Origin of the sequence: Thalassolituus alkanivorans, from assembly GCF_020447205.1 — a bacterium.
In the GTDB taxonomy this organism is placed as follows: domain Bacteria; phylum Pseudomonadota; class Gammaproteobacteria; order Pseudomonadales; family Oceanobacteraceae; genus Venatoribacter; species Venatoribacter alkanivorans.
In genome coordinates, this window is sequence record NZ_JAJAEL010000024.1 from 80,899 (window position 1) to 98,331 (window position 17,433).

The following is a 17,433-nucleotide window of genomic DNA, read 5'->3' on the forward strand; positions in this document are numbered from 1 at the left end:
CTTTTACCAGCGGGCGTAGTGGTCTTCGACCAGACCCCAGGCGCCTTCGAGGTGAATGCTTTCATCCGGCAGATGAATCTCGCCATGATACTGGCCAAAGTACTGATTAAAGTTGGACGCCATAATCAGCGCATTGGTTTTTTCCTGACGCCGGCCTTTAGGCTCAAAGTGCAGATCGATGCTGCCATCGGCGGAGCGCAGCGCCCAGGAATGATCCGGGTGATAGCGGTCAAAACGGAAATCCACCATATCCACTTTAATCATCTTGCCGTCTAACCAGATGGCATTTTCGCTGAAGCCGGTTTCGTTTACTCCGGCGGCGAGATTAAAGCCCAGGCGACGGCCATCGCTCAGCCGGCATGACAGGCTGCCCCAGTTCCAGAAGGTTTCGTGGCGCATAAAACCGCCGGTCCAGTCGACGCCAGCCAGAGCGCCAATGGCCTGCAGATCGTATTTTTTTCCGTGCCAGTCGACCACACCATTACAGACCTGAGCGGTGCTTTTCTGGGTAAATACCCAGCCCTGGTAACCGGCGCGGGTACAGATAGCGAGCGGGTTATAGGAAGTGCTTTCGTCGATGGTGGCATCAATGCGTACGCCCTTGGCCAGTGACACCGATACTTTGCGCACACCCGGAGTACGGCTGGCTTTGATGCTGAAGGTATTAGCGCCTTTGCGGAATTCGGCATTGCCGTCATTCGGCCGTGGTTCGATATGGGTGTTTTTGCCCAGCGGTTGCAGAAAACTGAATTCTTCAAAGGCTTCCGTTTCCGGATCGTATAAATACAGAAAAGCGTTGCTCACCAGTTTCAGATCGACAATGGCAAGACCGACAATTAACTGTGGGCTGATAAAACTGACAAACTGAAACTGATTAAAGCCAAAACGTTTGGCCAGCGCACTGCGCTTGCGATCCATCGGTGAGCGCAGATCATAATCGAGATAATTCAGTTCGCTGACGCCATCAGGAAAGATGCCAAATGCCGGTTGGCCCTGAGCGTTAATCAGTTGATCACGGGAGGTCATGCCAGTTCCTTATCGGTTTTTGTTATCAAGCAACCGGATAAAAAGCCGGCACTTTTATTTGAGAATGATGGCGTATTGTCAGCGTTTGCAACGGTTGCGTCCAGTCAGTTAGTGACAGTTCTGATATTCCGCGGGGGCAGTATTGACGCGTGCGGGGCTCAGTAGAACGCCGCACGCAGAGTGGCGAGGGTTTCCTGATCCGCTTTGAAGCGCATCTTCAGATACACACCTTTGGCGGTGAAATTGGCGGCAGAGAAATCGGTATCGATAAAGCCGGTAAAGTTATAACCCAGTCCGAGCCAGACGTTGGTCTGCGGAATCCAGCCAACCGATACACCGGTACCGTGCGCGGTCTGGCCGGCTTCGTAGCTGTGCAGACGACGGCCATGGGCACCGATATCCCAGGTCGGATTCAGGTGATGACGCCATTCAGCCGCCATAAAGTCGGTGGTGGAAGCGTAATCATCGCTGTTGTACTGATCGAGCACGCGTTTGATACCGTACTGAGCGGCCAGCTGGTTCGCCGGCGTGAACAGCCAGTTGCCGTGTACATTGTTGATCAGTTTGCGTGAGCGGCTTGGCGTGCCTTCGCCGCCTTCAGCCTGCTGCACCCAACGGGTTTGCCAGAGCAGGGCATAAGGGTGGCGACGTGGGCGGATGGCCAGATCGAAGCTAGCTTCGAGCTGATTGCTGTAACTGCTGCTGCCGTCTTCTTTGAAATAATTCAGGCTGCCACCGGTGGCCAGCGCATCGTTAAGCGGATGGTACAGGCTGGTGCGGGCTACCCATTTATCGCTGTCGCTGCCGTCGCGGTATTCCACACGGTTATTCCACTGCCACAGGCTGGTACGGTATGACATACCGGCATGGGTGGCGTGAAAATCTTCGGTGCTGTCTGAGGTTTCGCCCGGTGCATTGGCTTCCAGGTTGCGCGCCTGATCAAAGCCGAGGCTGACGCTCAGGGCGTCGGTGAGGGCGATTTCCTGAGTCAGGCCAGACACGGCAAACAGACGGTAGGCATCATCCTGCTCAACCTGTTCGATGCTTTGCTGAGCTTTGGCGCCGCTCCATGGGGTGGCGCGCATACCCAGCACAGTGCGCTCCGGTGCTGCAGATTCAAACCCGGTTTCATGCTCGGCAAACAGGCTGAGGTCATTGGTCAGGCGGTAGTCGGCGCCAAGACGCAGCTGGTCGTAGGCATCGCTGCGGGCGCTGGCATTGGCCAAAAGCATACTGTTCAGCGTCAGGCGATCGTTCAGTACGCGGGTACTGAAGCCGGCGGTTAACTGGTCGGTGTACTGGTCTTCGGTTTCGTTTTCTTCCTGTGCGCTGAGCAGACCGAAGGAGATCTGCTGGTCGTTATCCAGACGGTGTACCCAGTCGAGTTGTGTCTGGTATTTATCGAAACCGGTGCTCAGCTGCTGATGGTGGAAACCTTCCAGTTGCAGACGGTCTCGGTCGCTTAAGTAGTAGCTGCCCTGTACGCCTTCTTTGCGGTAGTCATTCTCACCCTGTGCGGTCTGATCAAGGCCGAAGTTTTCGTCCTGACTGCGCACATAAGCGGTCGCCTGCAGCTGTTCGGTACGGTGTGTTACTTCCAGCAGGTGCGCATTGGCGGTTGTGGCGGCGGAGTTCACCACTTCTTCGCTTTGCGCAATTTCGGCTTTGATTTCGGTATCACCCAGAGTGATGCGCGCATCGGCGGCGGTCAGGTGACGGTCATCACCGCTCTGATTCTGGGTAATGGCGGTCACACCGGCTTTGATGCGCTCATCCAGCAGTTTGACTCCGGCGCGGCCGCCGCTGATATAACCGAGGTTATCGCCGGCTTCGGTTTCGTACTCAACCACGATATAGCGCGGATTAAAGTTTTCATCGGTGCTGCTGACCGGCCCTTTGAAGTACAGGGTGCCGTCCTGATAGTCGATAACGTAATCGGCATCACGGTTCAGGTCTTCGCTGCTGATAATAACTTCGCTGCGATAACGGTCGCGGGTTTCAATGCGGATTTTTTCACTGTTCAGCACAATATTTTTATTGCGCAGACGATACAGACCGGAGGTGCCGTCGCCCTGAATTTCATCACGCACAAAGCCGTTGCTGGTCTGGCTGGTAAAGGCTGACAGCTCAACCACATCGCCATGGTAAACCGCCTGAGCACCGGTCAGCTTACGGCTGTAACGGCCCAGGGTGCTGTTGTTCAGATCGGTGTTGATATCACCGAACATAGCATAGAAGCGCTCGCGCTCCAGACGTACATACAGTTTGCGTGCTGAGCTGGCGTCCAGCTGTTGCTGGCTGGCATCACCGTACAGGGTGTAATAACGGTCGGGCTCGATCACGCTGGCAAAGGCTTCGGCTTCCGGCTTGCCGGAGTCATAGGCGGCGGTCAGTAACCACTCACCCAGCACCTGACCCTGAGCAAAGAAGGCAACCCGGCCATCGTGCCAGAGATTGTCGTCGACACCAGCGGCCTGACGGCTGTTGTGGTCACCATTGCCGCTGTTATAACCGACCGCCAGATCGCCCAGACCGACCAGAATCCAGTCACGCGGAGCAGGCTTCAGCCACACACGCAGCTCATCTTTCTGGCCATTGGCGTGGCGGAAGGTCAGCACTGCTTCACCGGCCTGGTTGGTGGGTGTCAGGCGGATCAGCGCCACACCGTTATCACCCACGCGGTATTGTGGCTGCTGAATATTGCCCAGCGGGTTGCCTTCAATCTGACGCGATTCATCGTACAGGGTATAAGGCGCCTGGACTTCAACATCGCCAAGAATATTGGCGCGGATCGGGAAGCCGTCTTTATCGGTCAGACGCACGGCGATAGTGGCCGGCGTCAGACCGTCAGCCACGGCATTGCTCTGGCTTTCTACCAGTTCTGCTTTGGCCGGTTCCTGAGCGTACTGAACAGTGCGCTCAAACTGATCGACGATGTCACCGTCTTTATTAATCACAAACACGCTGAAGCGGTTAGGGCCGGGCTGAATATCAACACCGCGCCAGATACTGACGGCCAGATCGCGTTTGCTGTTACGCGTAGTGCCATCAAAGTTCAGCGGGCTGACCGGCTGGTCATCGAGCAATAATTTAATGCGTTCGCCGGCGCCGTGGGAGATGGCAATTTTCACCGAGCCAATCGACGGGCTGCGATCGAGCGGCGGCCACAGCCACTGTGCCTGATCGGCGGCGGTTTCAAACCAGCGCTGATCGAATTCCGGCATTGGCTGTTCAGCGATCAGTGCGGCCGGATTACCGGCTGCTGTAGCCGGTAAATTACGGATAAAGCCGGGCAGGCTGGCCTGTACTGAAGCCACCTGCATGTCGCTGGCAATGGTTGCCAGACGGATATCCGGATCGCCGCTGAGTACTTTGACTTCCACGCGACGGTTTAATGCGCGGCCATCACGGCTGGCATTGCTGGCCACCGGCACCGAGGAGCCTTTACCAACGGCACGGATATTCTGCGGCTCAACGCCCAGCTGTTCGGCCAGATAACGGGCCACCGATGATGCCCGGGCTTCAGACAGTGCCTGATTATCGGCATAAATATGTTTATTCCGGCGTGCAATCGGCGTGCTGTCGGTATGGCCAACGACCTGTACGGTTAAATTGCGCAGGCCTGCCAGACGGTCAATCACGTTTTTCAGGTTGGCTTTATCTTCCGGCGTTAAAACATCAGAAAAATTATCGAATTTCGGCGGATTAATCGGTTTTACCTGGCCATCGTCCGGCGGCAGCTGCAGCACGGCGGTGGTACTGGCTGGTTTAATCTGCTGCTTGGGCTGACCTTCGGCCTGGAAGCGGGTAATGGAGCGCGTGGTTAATTCACCGCTGTCGGCTTTATCGCTGACGATGGCCGAAAACTGCAGCTGGTGTGACCAGTCGGCCGGTTTATCGCCAAGTTTATAAATCAGCGTACCGTAGGAAATCTGTGGATCTTCCCACGGGACATTATCCAGTACGCTGCTGCCGGGTTCGTAAATAACACCGTCGGGCAGGGCGATCATCTGAATAACGTTGTTCACTTCCAGACCGTTGCCTTCGAGGTCGACGGTAAAGCGCAGTTTTTCCGGCACGGGGGAATTGTAAGGCAGTTTGCCATCAGCCATAGCCGCCAGAGGTACCAGCTGATGACTCAAACGCTGACGGATTTCGCCACTTTCAGGGGTTTTCATTTTCAGCGCAAAATCGACGCGCCAGAAACTGCCGCCCTGCACATCAACAAACTGACTGAATGCACGGCCGGCGTGAAAACCGCGTTCATCGCAGCTGACCACTTCCATATAAGGTGGAATGGTGGCGGTATCCAGCTGTACGACGTGAGTGCCCGGACGGACGTTTTCGATATGCCATTCACCATTGGCATCGGTGACGACATAGGTACCGTCTTCCATAAACAGACGCACATTGGAGACGGCTTCGGCATCGAGGTTGCCGTTACAGTCGTCAAGGTAGACGCGGCCAAATAAACGCGCGCTGTCTTTAAAAAATTCGTCGGCAATCTGTACCTGAGCCTGAGCGATGTTACTGCTTACATCGTCATCAACCAGCCAGGCTTTGTTGATTAACGCGCCTTGTGCCTGGGCAGTAATCTGGGTGACGTAAGTCAGTAATAATGAACCGTTAGCGGCGATATCGGGCAGGGCAAAAGTCAGCTGGCGGCCGTTATTGCTGATAACCGGGTCGGCAATTTTTTCATCGTTAATACGTACAGAGCCATTGCGCAGACGCATCCCCTGTGGCAATTGGTCAACAATGCTGGCGTCTTTTACGACCACCTGGGAATTATTCAGACGAATGGTGAACTGTACAAAATCACCAATGCCGGCTTCGTTTTTATTGGCGGTTTTGCTCAGTAATACCCCACCCTCAAGCGGGTCGGCGGCGATATCGGAAATAAATACCCGGCCGCCCGCCAGACTGAATACTTCGCCACGGGAAATGGTATTCAGTTCGAACGGACCATTCGGCACATTATTCAGATCGTCGCTGCCCAGCTCTGATGGCACACGGTATTTAGCCGGCGCTTCAAACTGCAGCTGATAATTACCGGCCGGCACATAAGGGAAGCGGAAGCTGCCATCCGGGAAGCTGTTGGTATCGCTGGCCAGCGCTGCGGTGCGAACAGTCTGAGCAGAGATTTTAGGACCGGTGACAACACTGGCTGGCCATGGAGTAACACCATCGTCGTCAAATACGCTGGCCGCGAGGCCGGTATCGGCATTAATCAGGGTTACGGTAACGCCATTAACCGGTGCGCCGGTTTGTGAATCAAATACACGGCTGTAAGGATCAAAGCGGGTATTCAGGGTCACGCTGTCGGTACTGTCGGCACTGTCCTGATAACGGGCAGTTACGGTCTGGCCATATTTTAGCGATAACGCACAATCGTAATTTGTGGCGCTGGCATCGGCTAAACGGGTCGGTAAAACACCGACAAATATACCGGTGTTGTCGCCGGTTTCGGTTAAGCGTAAATGTTCGATGTCGCTGCCATTACTGTTGCGGACATCGATTTCAATCTGGTCGGGGCGGGCTGAATTCAGATTTTTATCCAGCTCCACCACCTGAATAATTAAAGGCTCACCAATTTTGAAACCGTATTCGACGGCATTCAGCTGGTAGCTGCCAGGCAAAGACTGTGCATTGCCGGATAAATCGGTAAAAGCGGTTAATGCAGAAAAATTACCGCTGCTGTCGGCACATTCACTGCCATTAATGACGGTGCCGGAAGCGGATGATCCGCCGTTGTGCAGTAACAGCATCTCGGCTGGCGTCGGAGCGACGGCTGCCGGATTAATTTCTTCGGTTACCAGTGTTGCAGAACTGCTGACACTGTCGGTTAAACCATTGCTGCGTTCAAAAGAAGCAACAGCGGTATTGGTAATGGGAGTATTGGCCGGGGTAACCGCGGCCAATACCTGCTGACTGAACAGCAAGCAGCCGGCAACGGCAAATGACAGACAGCCGCGAACGGCGGTCGGATGACCGCTGTTCAACAGTTGAGTGCGAATGCGTTGCAGGCTGTTCAGCATAATCAGTCGATCTTCACTGTGAAGGTGATTGTGCTGGTTTCATTCGACTTCACCGTAGCGAATACCGCTTCGATGTTGCTTCCGTTCAGAGCCGGACCAGTGGTCGGTGCAACGTAAGTCAGCGTTGCCGCTGGTGCGTTAACGCTTGTAACGTCTGCACACAGTTCCGGACTGTTGCTGCTGTCACAGAAGGTTGTGTTAGCCGGAATAGCATCACTGATGTTTACATCATTGGCATCTGTTGCGCCCAGATTGGTCAGCGTAATGCTGTACTGAACGGTTGCACCAGGAATGGCTTTCGGATTGTTGGTTTCATTAATCGGATCCCACAGCACAACCGAGGTTTTGATGAAACCGTTTTTGGTTGGGTTAGTTGGATCAGTCGGATCAGTGGTTTCGAAATCCGGGAAGGCCAGGAACAGGGCGTCCCATGCAGATTCGGTAGCATTACCGATTGCAGATTCGTCATCACCCGCTTGCGCGTCATCAGCAAATACAAACTGAACAGCATCGGTGTCGGTATTTGCAACATCATTAACAACAGCAACAGGGTTGGCTTCGCCAACAACAGTCACTTCGCTTGCGGTTGCTGTTAACTGTACGGCGAATACATCTTTATCCACACCTTTGATTTCACTGGTTGGAATCAGAACCCAAACCAGTGCCGTGGTGTTGCTGGCATTTCCGTCTTCATTCAGAGAGATATTACCAGTCAGTTCGGTTGCCGGAGCGGCAGCACCAGCAGCGCTGCTGTACAGTTTAAAAAGGCTGCTTACCGGATCTTTGGTATCGGTCAGTGAGGTGTAATCTGTACCGGTAAAACCCAGTGCCTCAGTGCCGTCACCATTTGTCGGCGCCAGGGTGAAAGTGGTTGGCGCGTTAGTGGTGTTGGCCAGATCAAATTTACCCATCACGTAGTATTTGCTGCCAGCAACATCAATTTCAGTTGATGCATTTGGCGCTGCAATATCAGCACGTGCCAGATTAAAGTCGATTTTTACGTCGACCTGCAGTTTTTTCTCAGCTTCTACCTGAGTTTGCGCAACGCCATTCACTTTATAGTTAAGGGCTGCGGTATTTACGATTTCAATACCGGCTTTTGTCGCCGCCTGAGCCCCAAAACTTACGAGGCCGGCGAAGGACATAGCAGCAGGCAGAATCAGTTTTTGTATTTTCATACAGATTCTCCGGGTTATTTAATACGAACTTTAAATTCCACTTTACCGCTGGCTCCGGCTTCGACCGGCTGAGTCAGCATCCAGCGGATGTGGCTGTAGTCTTCCGCTTTTGCCGCACGGGTATTGCCCTGTGCAGTGACGGTCAGTTCGCTGGCTTTGCCATAGTTCTGACCTCCGTCAACGGAATAGGTAATGGTGCTGTTGGCACCGGTTGCACTGTTGGCGATGTAGATCGTTTCGGCAGGAACCGGGTTATTGATTACAACGCCTTCAGCAGCTTCCTTGCCGTTATTGTTGTAAGAAATGCGGTAACCGACTTTATCGCCGGGTACTACTTTCTCAGGTGTTTGCCACTCTTCCACAACGCTGCCGTCGGCCTGTTGCACCGGAACGATTTTAAAAGCCTCGGTAATCAGGCTGACTTCGGCCATTGCCAGAGCAGGAAGAAAAGCAAATGCGAGCAGAAGAGTGCGCATAAATACCTCGTTATTAATCGATGGTTGCGGTGAATTGAATGGTGTAATCGCCGGCGGCTGCCTGATTACCCAAAACAAAGGTCACACGACCGTTGCTGCCAGCGTTGGCGTCATAACGACCCGCATCTGCATCGGCTGCAGAATCGGTGTTGCCTGAGGCATTGGTCGTTGTCAGTGGTGTGCCGGCCAGATTGCTGTTAGCCAGTAACAGGGAGCCGGCGTCGTAGGTCAGGTTTAATGGCAGGTCATCGACAATGCGCAGGTTATTAACGGCGGCGGTTACCTGAACCAGAATCTGGTAAGTCACCACACTGCCTGGCACTTTTACGCTGCCCAGGGTTGGGTGTTCGGTCGACAGAATGCTCTTGGTAATAACAACCAGACCGGCGGTTGCGGTTACTTTATAGCTGCTGGCTTTAATCGCGCCGCCGGCATTATTGGCCAGTACCGCATCGGTACCGCCATCGCCCTGGCCAGCCAGAATATCGCCCTGATTACCGGCTGCAGCACCTGGGGTCGCAGAGGTCACGTTGAATTCGATATTGGCGATATCGTCGATGCTCTGTGCAACCGGAATATCAACCACCACAAAGATTTTGGTGGCCTGTTCCGGAGTCAGGTTAATTTGTGTGACTTCGGTTTCGGTGCCCTGAAATCCTGGTACGCCGTCATCCAGATAAATTTTGACGTTGGTAACATCGAACGCGTCGCCGGTACCGTTGCTGACGGTCAGGTCGAAGGTTTCATCACCGTTACCGGTGTTTTTGATGGTGTATTCAATGACCTGAGCAGTGCTGCCAGCCTGAACTTCCAGAGCATTGGTGGTGCTGCTGGTTACTGCAACGTCGATTTTTTCCTGTACAACAAAAGCCGTGCTGCTGCTGACGGTCAGCTGTGAGGTTGCATCGGACGGTGCGTAGTAGGTAGCCGTTGCCGTGTTTTCAATCTGGGTACCGACAGAGGTTGCCGCCCAGCCACTTGCCGAGGCAAGCATACCTGCGAGAAGCAGGGGCGTACGTTTAATGGTCTGCATGGAATGCTCCTTATTGGACCTTTACTTTGTAGCGAAACTTGAATTCCGGCTGGCTGCTGCCAGACGCGGGGTTTAATGTGCCTTTCGGCATAAAACGGATATAGGTGACATTGGCGTCAAAGCCTTCGGCATCTGGCTGCGGAACGTAGCCATAGGTAATGCCGTCGCTGCTGTCGGTATCGTTGGAAAAATCGAGATCATCGTTGGCAGCATTTAATGCGCTAAAGCCGTAGGTAAGACCACTGTTAGCAGCACCCTGAATAAACTCAGCCGGGCCTGCGCCATTAAAATCGGCGACATAAAGGCTGGTGGTGGCAGCAATTTGTTCGTCAATAACCAGAGTGTCAGCATCGGTCTGGCCTTCACCCTGATTTAACGCAGTCAGGGTATAAATAATTTCTGCACCCGGAATGGCTTTAGGGTTAGTGCTGCCATTAACCGGATCAGAAATAACTTCAGCGTTTTTAGTCAGATTTAATTGCGGGAAGAGCAGAATCGGATAGCTCAGATCTTTACTGCTGAATACGAGATTTTCATAGCCTTCTTCCGCTCTGATACTGGCTTTCCAGTTACCTGCGGATGCATCTGTTGCCATTGTGATGCTGTATTCATAAACCTTAACGGCATTGCTGGCAGCAACAGGCGTTAAGGCGGTGTTATTAAGTAACTGATTGCCGCTTGGGTCGAATAAACTCAATGTTGCAGCGGTAATATCGTCAGCACCGAAAGGGTCGGATACCTCGCCGCGAATATAAATTGCCTGCCCACGTTGAGCGGCATTGAGAGTGTTACCACCAGGGTATGGCGCGTCATAAAGTGCAACGCTATCAACATTAATAACGGTGTTGGAGGTCAGTGCGACCTGACTGTTGTTGCCGTTACGGCGCAGGAACAGGTCGACAGGATCTGAGTATTGGCTGCCAGACTGGCGGATGCTGATCTGCAAAATATCACCATTTAATAATGGTTCTGCATTTTGCACGCTAAGGTCGGTATTAAATTCCCGGATAACTTCCAGTCCGCTGTTATTGCCGGCAGTCAGCAGTTCGGCGGTCAGCGTCCGACTGGCCAGCAGTATGTCTGTACCGGAGCGTCTGGCTGACAGGCGGATATCAAAGGTATGGTTATAGGCCCTGTTATCACCACCGTCGTAACCATTGCGGGCATAAAAGCGGAATGGAATACCCTGACTGTAATTCAGCACCATATCCGTTTGCAGCGCAGGGGTTAACTGCCAGTTAACTGTGCTGTTATTGGTAATTTCGATTGCGGAGCTGCTGTCCGTCGTTGCTACCCGGGTCAGGGTGAGGTTTGGCTGTAAATAGAGAGGCTTATTGCCTTTGATGCTGAGAGCACTGTTAACCGTGATTACGGGTGACGTCAGAGACAGGTTCAGACCAGCTCCGCTGAGGATTGCAGTGTTGGTAAAGCTGTCACTATCCTGAGCACCGGAAGACAAGACGCCATCAATCGTCAGAATGCGTGACTCACCGGCTGGTATCGTCAGCGCAGAAAGGCTGACCACGCCGCGGCCGAAATTTCCGGCAGGTGCTGGTTGTGTTGTTAATTGCGCACCGACAGGGTGGCTGAAAACCTGAAAACTGCTGATCAGTGAAGGGATATGATCTGTCAGTGTCATATTGCTTACTACAGCAGCGCCACTGTTTGTGATTTCAATTTCAAAGCGCAGCGTATCGCCCGGACGAACCTGACCACCATTCAGATCCAACACCCGCTTAACCGAAGTACTGAGATCCGGATCAACAATAGCGAGAGTAACCTGCTGACTGTTATTACTCATGCGGTGATCGAAGGTATTGCTGCTGGTACTGATTGACAGACTTTCGCTGTTAAGAGTGGTTGCAGCCGTGGACAGAGTAACTGACAGATCACTGTACTGATTACTGGCCAAGTTGCTGAGCTGACAGATAACCGCATTGCTCTGCGATGAACACAGCCAGTTGTTGCCAGAGAACGACGATAGGCTAAGGCCGTCAGTCATAGGAATTTCAACCTGAACCGCATTGGCTGAACGGGGGCCATTATTGGTGACACGGAGTGCCAGCACGGCATTATCACCACGTTGTACCGTTGCCGGATTGTTCACCGTGAGACTGAGGTCGGCGACATCGCGATTCGGAATACTGATAATCTCTGCGCTCAGATAGACGCGATCCTGACCACTGGTATAGACCGATGTGACAGACTGAGAGCCGGCCGTAAGGTAGTTGCCGATATTGTAAATATCTACGTCGACACCAGAGGTGCTGCTGGCTGTCGAGTTGGAATAGGAGTTGAACTGATTCCCCTGAGGGTTACCGCTGCCGCTTAATACAGAGCCGTTGAAGCGCAGATTTTCTGAGTTGGAAATATCGGCATCACCTTCCCAGGTAATGTGCGCGTGCTTGCCACCCAGTGCTGCCGGATTATCGGCTACAACGAAGTTATTCGGGGTAAGGGTAATCGAGTTGTTCCAGAAATTACGGAAGCCATCAAAGATATTCACTACCCGCAGAGGCTCTTGCGCGTTTTCATACACAATCACCAGAGCCCAGCCACCATATGAGCGGCCACCGGTACAGTAAGAACTACTGCGATCGAAATTAAGGCCGGAGACGTTGTATGTAGCGCTGACAGAGCTGACGCGATTGGTAACGTCAGCCCGGGCGCTGTAGTAGCTGAGACCGTCGATATTCTCATTGTAAATGACATCGGCGCTGATATTGGCGCCGGAAAAGTTAACCTGAGTGTCGTTACTGCCCGAGCCTGACCAGTACAGAAACGCGGCAACGACATTACTGCTGGCAGGGATGCTGATAGCGGCACTGGAGTTGTTAAGTAGAGAGCAGCCATTGCTGCCAGAGCGCATGGTGTTACCGGTCAATGCAAACGACAGGTTACCGGCATAGCTTTCGCGCAGAATAATATTTTCAGCGGCAAGGGTGTGGGTGGAGATAAGAACAAAAACGAAGACGAGCGTGATCCCTTCCAGACGAAAGATATAAGCAGGCTTATTAATAACGTTAATGTTAAATGTTACCCGTTCGCTCAAAGTGTAATCCGTACCCTTGTGCCAGTTATTCCTGGTGCTGTGCGTTGTGCGCGCATCTTAGGTAGGGCATATGGTTGAGTCAATTTGCTGGCAGGCGACCAGCAATGGGTAAAACTGTGATGTAACACGCTGTTTTTAGAGAATAATTTTCGTTTACTTGAAAAGTGACATTTTTCCTCACATTCAATAGCAATGCAGGAAAAAATCTTAAAAAAATACACGTCATAACTGTCGTTTATGAGGGGAATGTGACAAAAAATGTCACTAGGTCTTTTCCCTATCCTCGAAGTAACCATTTGTAACCAAACGAGTATTTTTGTGACATTGATATGATTGTTTATAATTAACCGTCAATTTCACAATGAATACATCTGCATATATGCCAAAAATGAGTCGTCAGTGAGTGTAAGTGAACGCTGCTGTATTGTTCTGTAACTGGCCGGCAGGCGATTTATTGCTGTTTTCCCAGCAGTCTAAGCAATGCGTTTTATTCACATTGATAAGAAAGCGCATCGTCTTTTCAGCTTTTCTCCGCGATACCGACGTACCAAAAGATGCACCAAAAGATGCACCAAAAGACGTACGGAAAAAATGTGGAAAAACCTTAGGCAATGCCAACAGCATTATTGAGAATGTTGTTATAACCGGCTGGGTTATACGGAGCTGGTGAATTTTGGGTATTGATCAGGCAATAAAAAACCCGGCCGGAGCCGGGTTTTTGTCAGACGCGTCAGGTACAGATCAGAAGCTGTACTTGGCGGTGAAGTGCAGGCGGTTCATATCGCCTTCGTTCTTGGTGGTTGTCACTTTTTCCAGTGTGGCCATGCTGTATTCCACACCATAGGTTACTTCTTTGGTTGGGGAGTACATCAGGTTCAGACGGGTGCTCGAAGACGATTCAACCAAACCTGCAGCAATGGTGTCGTCATCGTAGTCAGCATCCAGCATGGAATAAGCGATGGTGCTGCGCATCTTATCGCTCCAGAAGTGACGGTAAGCAACAAAGGCGGCATTAACGGTTGTTGTTTTCAGATCGCCATTAGCTGCGATTGTTACGTCACTGACAGCACCGAGGCCGACGTAACGACCGACATTACCGGTGGTGTAGCTGAACTTCAGATCGTCAGCGCCGAGCTTGACCATACCGGACAGGCTGACACCGAAACCATTGGTGCTTTCGTCGATTTTGCCTGCACCGGATACTCCATTCTGGTAAGCCATCTGGCGGCCAATGGCGGCAACGGTAAAGGCATGATCACCGGCTTTGATATTGTAGCGGGCGACCATATCCGGCAAGCCAACATCATCGGTAACACCAACACCTGCAACGGTGCTTTCCGGGTTTTCCAGGGCAAACTGGAAGTCACCCATGGTGTAGCGGATCTGTGCCTGACGGTTAAATACAGTACCGTCACTTACGCCGAGAAAGTCTACGGTTTCTGGCAGGGCGCCAACGTTCATAAACGTCGACCAGGTATGACCAAAAGTCAGATTGTTATAGGTGAAGAACGCATGGCGTAAGCGAGGGTTATAGGAGTTGGAAACAACCTCGTTACCAGCTCCACCTGCCGCGAGTGCCGTCAGAAAATCCATTTCAATAAAACCGGTTACTTTCTCACCGCTGTCGGTGGTGGTAACGGTTTTAAAGTTCAGACGTGACGATTTGGCACTGAAGTCGACACTGCTGGTTTCTTCGCCGGTACCGCCACTGGTTTGTATGGTTGACGGTACATAAAAATCACGACCCAGGCTGCCTGCGCCAATATCACCATCGGAATAGGTGCTCATCATGGCGTCCATCTTGATATAGCCGCCATAGCTGAACTCGGTATTTGCTGCCTGAACAGCCATCGGCAGTGCCGCGGCCAACAGAATTGCAGAAGTCTTACGCATGTCGCTCTCCTTATTATCATAGTTGTGCCTGCTCACTATGGTGCACAGTTTCTGTGCGACGAAATTAGCCAAAGGTCGAAGCTGCAAGGCGTTAAGTAGAAGTACTTACTAACTCTCTGCTGAACTACGGATAAGTGTCGGCGCTTTACAGCAGCAGCGGGAACGGACCTTTATGTGCCGTTCTGGTGCGGATGAGCGGTGGGTATGAGCATATTCCGTCAAGCAGCTTATACCGTTAACTGTGGTCGTTCTTGGTATTCGGTTGCATGTTATTCATTCGGGACAGGCACAGGTGAATATCCGGGGGAATATGCGGGCTGATCAGTTTTCCTTTAGATATCAGCAAGATAAGTAATAAAGAAACACTGGTTCAGCGTTTCATTCAGGGGTATTAAACAGATACTGGTATTTGTATTCCGGCACACAGCCGGAAAGCGGATGCCTGGTTTAAAAGGGATGCAGCAGGGCGATCCAGCCAGAAGTAAGGGAGCTGAAGGTTGATCGTCTGTAATCCGCGCCTGATTGCCCGGTTTTTTCGCCGATAGACCATTGTCTAATTTGGGGAAGAGCGGCCGGTCACTCAATATGAGTCATAAGATATACATTGCCGCCGGGCACTAGCGAGCTTTAAAAATAATCACTTAGGGAGAACGCTATGAGCGACCAGAAGGTTTATCCAGTCAAACCGGAATTTGCTGATTCCGCCTGGATTAACAACGAGAAGTATCTGCAGATGTATCAGCAGTCCGTCATCAACCCGGAAGGGTTCTGGCGTGAGCAGGCAGAACAGCGTATTGACTGGATAAAACCTTTCACCCGTGTGCGCAACGTGTCGTTTGACGATCACAACGTCAACATCAAATGGTTTGAAGACGGTACGCTGAATGCCTCAGCCAACTGTCTGGATCGCCATCTGGAAACCCGCGGTGATCAGACCGCCATTATCTGGGAAGGCGATGATCCGGGTCAGGATCGTCATATCACCTATAAAGAGCTGCATGAAGAAGTTTCCCGCTTTGCCAATGCGCTGCGTGGTCAGGGCGTACGCAAGGGCGATATCGTCTGCATTTATATGCCGATGATTCCGGAAGCTGCGGTTGCCATGCTGGCCTGTACCCGTATTGGTGCCGTTCACTCGGTAGTATTTGGTGGTTTCTCGCCGGATGCTCTGGCGGGTCGTATCGAAGACAGTAACGCCAAAATCGTCATCACTTCAGACGAAGGTGTGCGTGGTGGCAAGAAAGTGCCACTGAAAGCGAACGTGGATGAAGCGCTGACCAATCCTGCGATCCGCTCACTTGAAAAAGTGATTGTGGTTAAGCGCACCGGCTCTGATGTCGCCTGGCATCCGGCCCGCGATGTCTGGTATCACGATCTGGTGAGCCTGGCTTCTCCACATTGCCCGGCAGAAGAAATGGGCGCTGAAGATCCGCTCTTTATTCTGTATACCTCCGGCTCCACCGGTAAGCCTAAAGGTGTGTTGCATACCACCGGTGGCTATATGGTGTGGGCGTCTATTACCCACCAGTACGTGTTTGACTATCACGATGGCGATATTTACTGGTGTACCGCCGATGTGGGCTGGATTACCGGCCATACCTATCTACTGTACGGACCGCTGGCTAATGGCGGTACAACCCTGATGTGCGAAGGTGTGCCGAATTATCCGGACATCAATCGTTTCTCGCAGATTGTTGATAAGCATCAGGTCAACATTCTTTATACCGCACCGACCGCGATCCGCTCGCTGATGGCCGAAGGCGCGAAAGCCGTTGAAGGCACGCACCGTGAATCCCTGCGCCTGCTGGGTTCGGTGGGTGAACCGATTAACCCGGAAGCCTGGGAATGGTATTACCGTACCATCGGTGAAGAGCGTTGCCCGATTGTCGATACCTGGTGGCAGACTGAAACCGGCGGCATCATGATCACCCCGTTACCGGGTGCAACCGATGCTAAACCAGGCTCAGCAACCCGTCCGTTCTTTGGTGTACAGCCAGCACTGGTAGACAACTCCGGCATGCTGCTGGACGGTGCGGTTGAAGGTAACCTGGTGATGATCGACAGCTGGCCGGGTCAGGCCCGTACTGTATACGGCGATCATGAGCGCTTTGTGCAGACCTATTTCTCTACTTTCCGTGGCATGTACTTTACCGGTGACGGTGCGCGTCGTGACGAAGACGGTTACTACTGGATTACCGGACGTGTGGATGACGTGATCAACGTATCCGGTCACCGCATGGGTACCGCTGAAGTAGAAAGTGCGCTGGTTGCACACCCGAAAGTGGCTGAGGCTGCGGTGGTGGGTTATCCGCACGATATCAAAGGTCAGGGTATCTACGTATACGTCACCCTGAATGCCGGTGAAGAATCGAGCGAAGAGCTGGTGAAAGAACTGCGCAACTGGGTGCGTGCCGAAATCGGCCCGATTGCGGCACCCGATCTGATTCAGATTACCCCGGGGCTGCCAAAAACCCGTTCAGGCAAAATTATGCGCCGTATCCTGCGTAAGATTGCCGCTAACGAACATGATTCTCTGGGAGATATTTCTACTCTGGCCGATCCGTCGGTGGTGGAATCACTGATCGACAAGCGCCTGAATCGCGGATGATCAGCACGGATGATTAAGTCATCATTGCGTGTCTGACGGAGCTGCCCAGAGAATTCTCTGGGCAGTTTTTTGCGTTTTTACAGTGGACACAAGCATCTGCTGATAAAATGTCGCACAATAACAATAGTC

9 protein-coding genes are annotated in these 17,433 nt (G+C 52.3%); 2 read left to right on the forward strand and 7 right to left on the reverse strand.

Annotated elements, in window-relative coordinates; all coding sequences use genetic code 11:
* Positions 1 to 3 precede the first annotated feature (3 nt).
* From LGT44_RS09305 to LGT44_RS09330, 6 genes are all read right to left on the reverse strand, one after another.
* Positions 4 to 1,026: a DUF2804 domain-containing protein gene (locus LGT44_RS09305; protein ID WP_230330678.1), complete on the reverse strand. Its 1,023-nt coding sequence runs from the start codon at positions 1,024 to 1,026 to the stop codon at positions 4 to 6.
* A gap of 158 nt (positions 1,027 to 1,184) precedes the next feature.
* Positions 1,185 to 7,064, reverse strand: a complete 5,880-nt coding sequence (locus tag LGT44_RS09310; RefSeq protein WP_230330677.1) for an OmpA family protein — start codon at positions 7,062 to 7,064, stop codon at positions 1,185 to 1,187.
* 2 nt (positions 7,065 to 7,066) lie between these two features.
* Complete coding sequence (locus LGT44_RS09315; RefSeq protein WP_145469391.1) at positions 7,067 to 8,242, reverse strand: DUF11 domain-containing protein; 1,176 nt, start codon at positions 8,240 to 8,242, stop codon at positions 7,067 to 7,069.
* Positions 8,243 to 8,256: 14 nt separating this feature from the next.
* On the reverse strand, positions 8,257 to 8,718 hold the full coding sequence (locus tag LGT44_RS09320; RefSeq protein WP_230330676.1) for a DUF11 domain-containing protein: 462 nt from the start codon (positions 8,716 to 8,718) through the stop codon (positions 8,257 to 8,259).
* A 13-nt stretch (positions 8,719 to 8,731) separates the two neighbouring features.
* Positions 8,732 to 9,751 (reverse strand): hypothetical protein, encoded by a 1,020-nt coding sequence (locus tag LGT44_RS09325; protein ID WP_230330675.1) that lies wholly within the window; start codon positions 9,749 to 9,751, stop codon positions 8,732 to 8,734.
* 10 nt (positions 9,752 to 9,761) lie between these two features.
* A complete protein-coding gene (locus LGT44_RS09330; RefSeq protein WP_230330674.1) occupies positions 9,762 to 12,803 on the reverse strand; it encodes a DUF11 domain-containing protein in 3,042 nt (1,013 codons plus the stop codon).
* 409 nt (positions 12,804 to 13,212) lie between these two features.
* On the opposite strand from LGT44_RS09330, the gene LGT44_RS09335 reads away from it, so the two are divergent.
* Complete coding sequence (locus tag LGT44_RS09335) at positions 13,213 to 13,473, forward strand: hypothetical protein (RefSeq protein ID WP_230330673.1); 261 nt, start codon at positions 13,213 to 13,215, stop codon at positions 13,471 to 13,473.
* Positions 13,474 to 13,544: 71 nt separating this feature from the next.
* On the opposite strand, the gene LGT44_RS09340 is transcribed toward LGT44_RS09335, so the two are convergent.
* Entirely contained in the window at positions 13,545 to 14,696 is a 1,152-nt protein-coding gene (locus LGT44_RS09340) for a DcaP family trimeric outer membrane transporter (protein WP_230330672.1), read from the reverse strand.
* 655 nt (positions 14,697 to 15,351) lie between these two features.
* Between LGT44_RS09340 and acs the strand changes: the two genes are divergently transcribed.
* The gene (gene acs, locus LGT44_RS09345) at positions 15,352 to 17,304 is read left to right on the forward strand and encodes an acetate--CoA ligase (RefSeq protein ID WP_230330671.1); all 1,953 of its coding nucleotides are present in this window, start codon (positions 15,352 to 15,354) and stop codon (positions 17,302 to 17,304) included.
* Positions 17,305 to 17,433 lie beyond the last annotated feature (129 nt).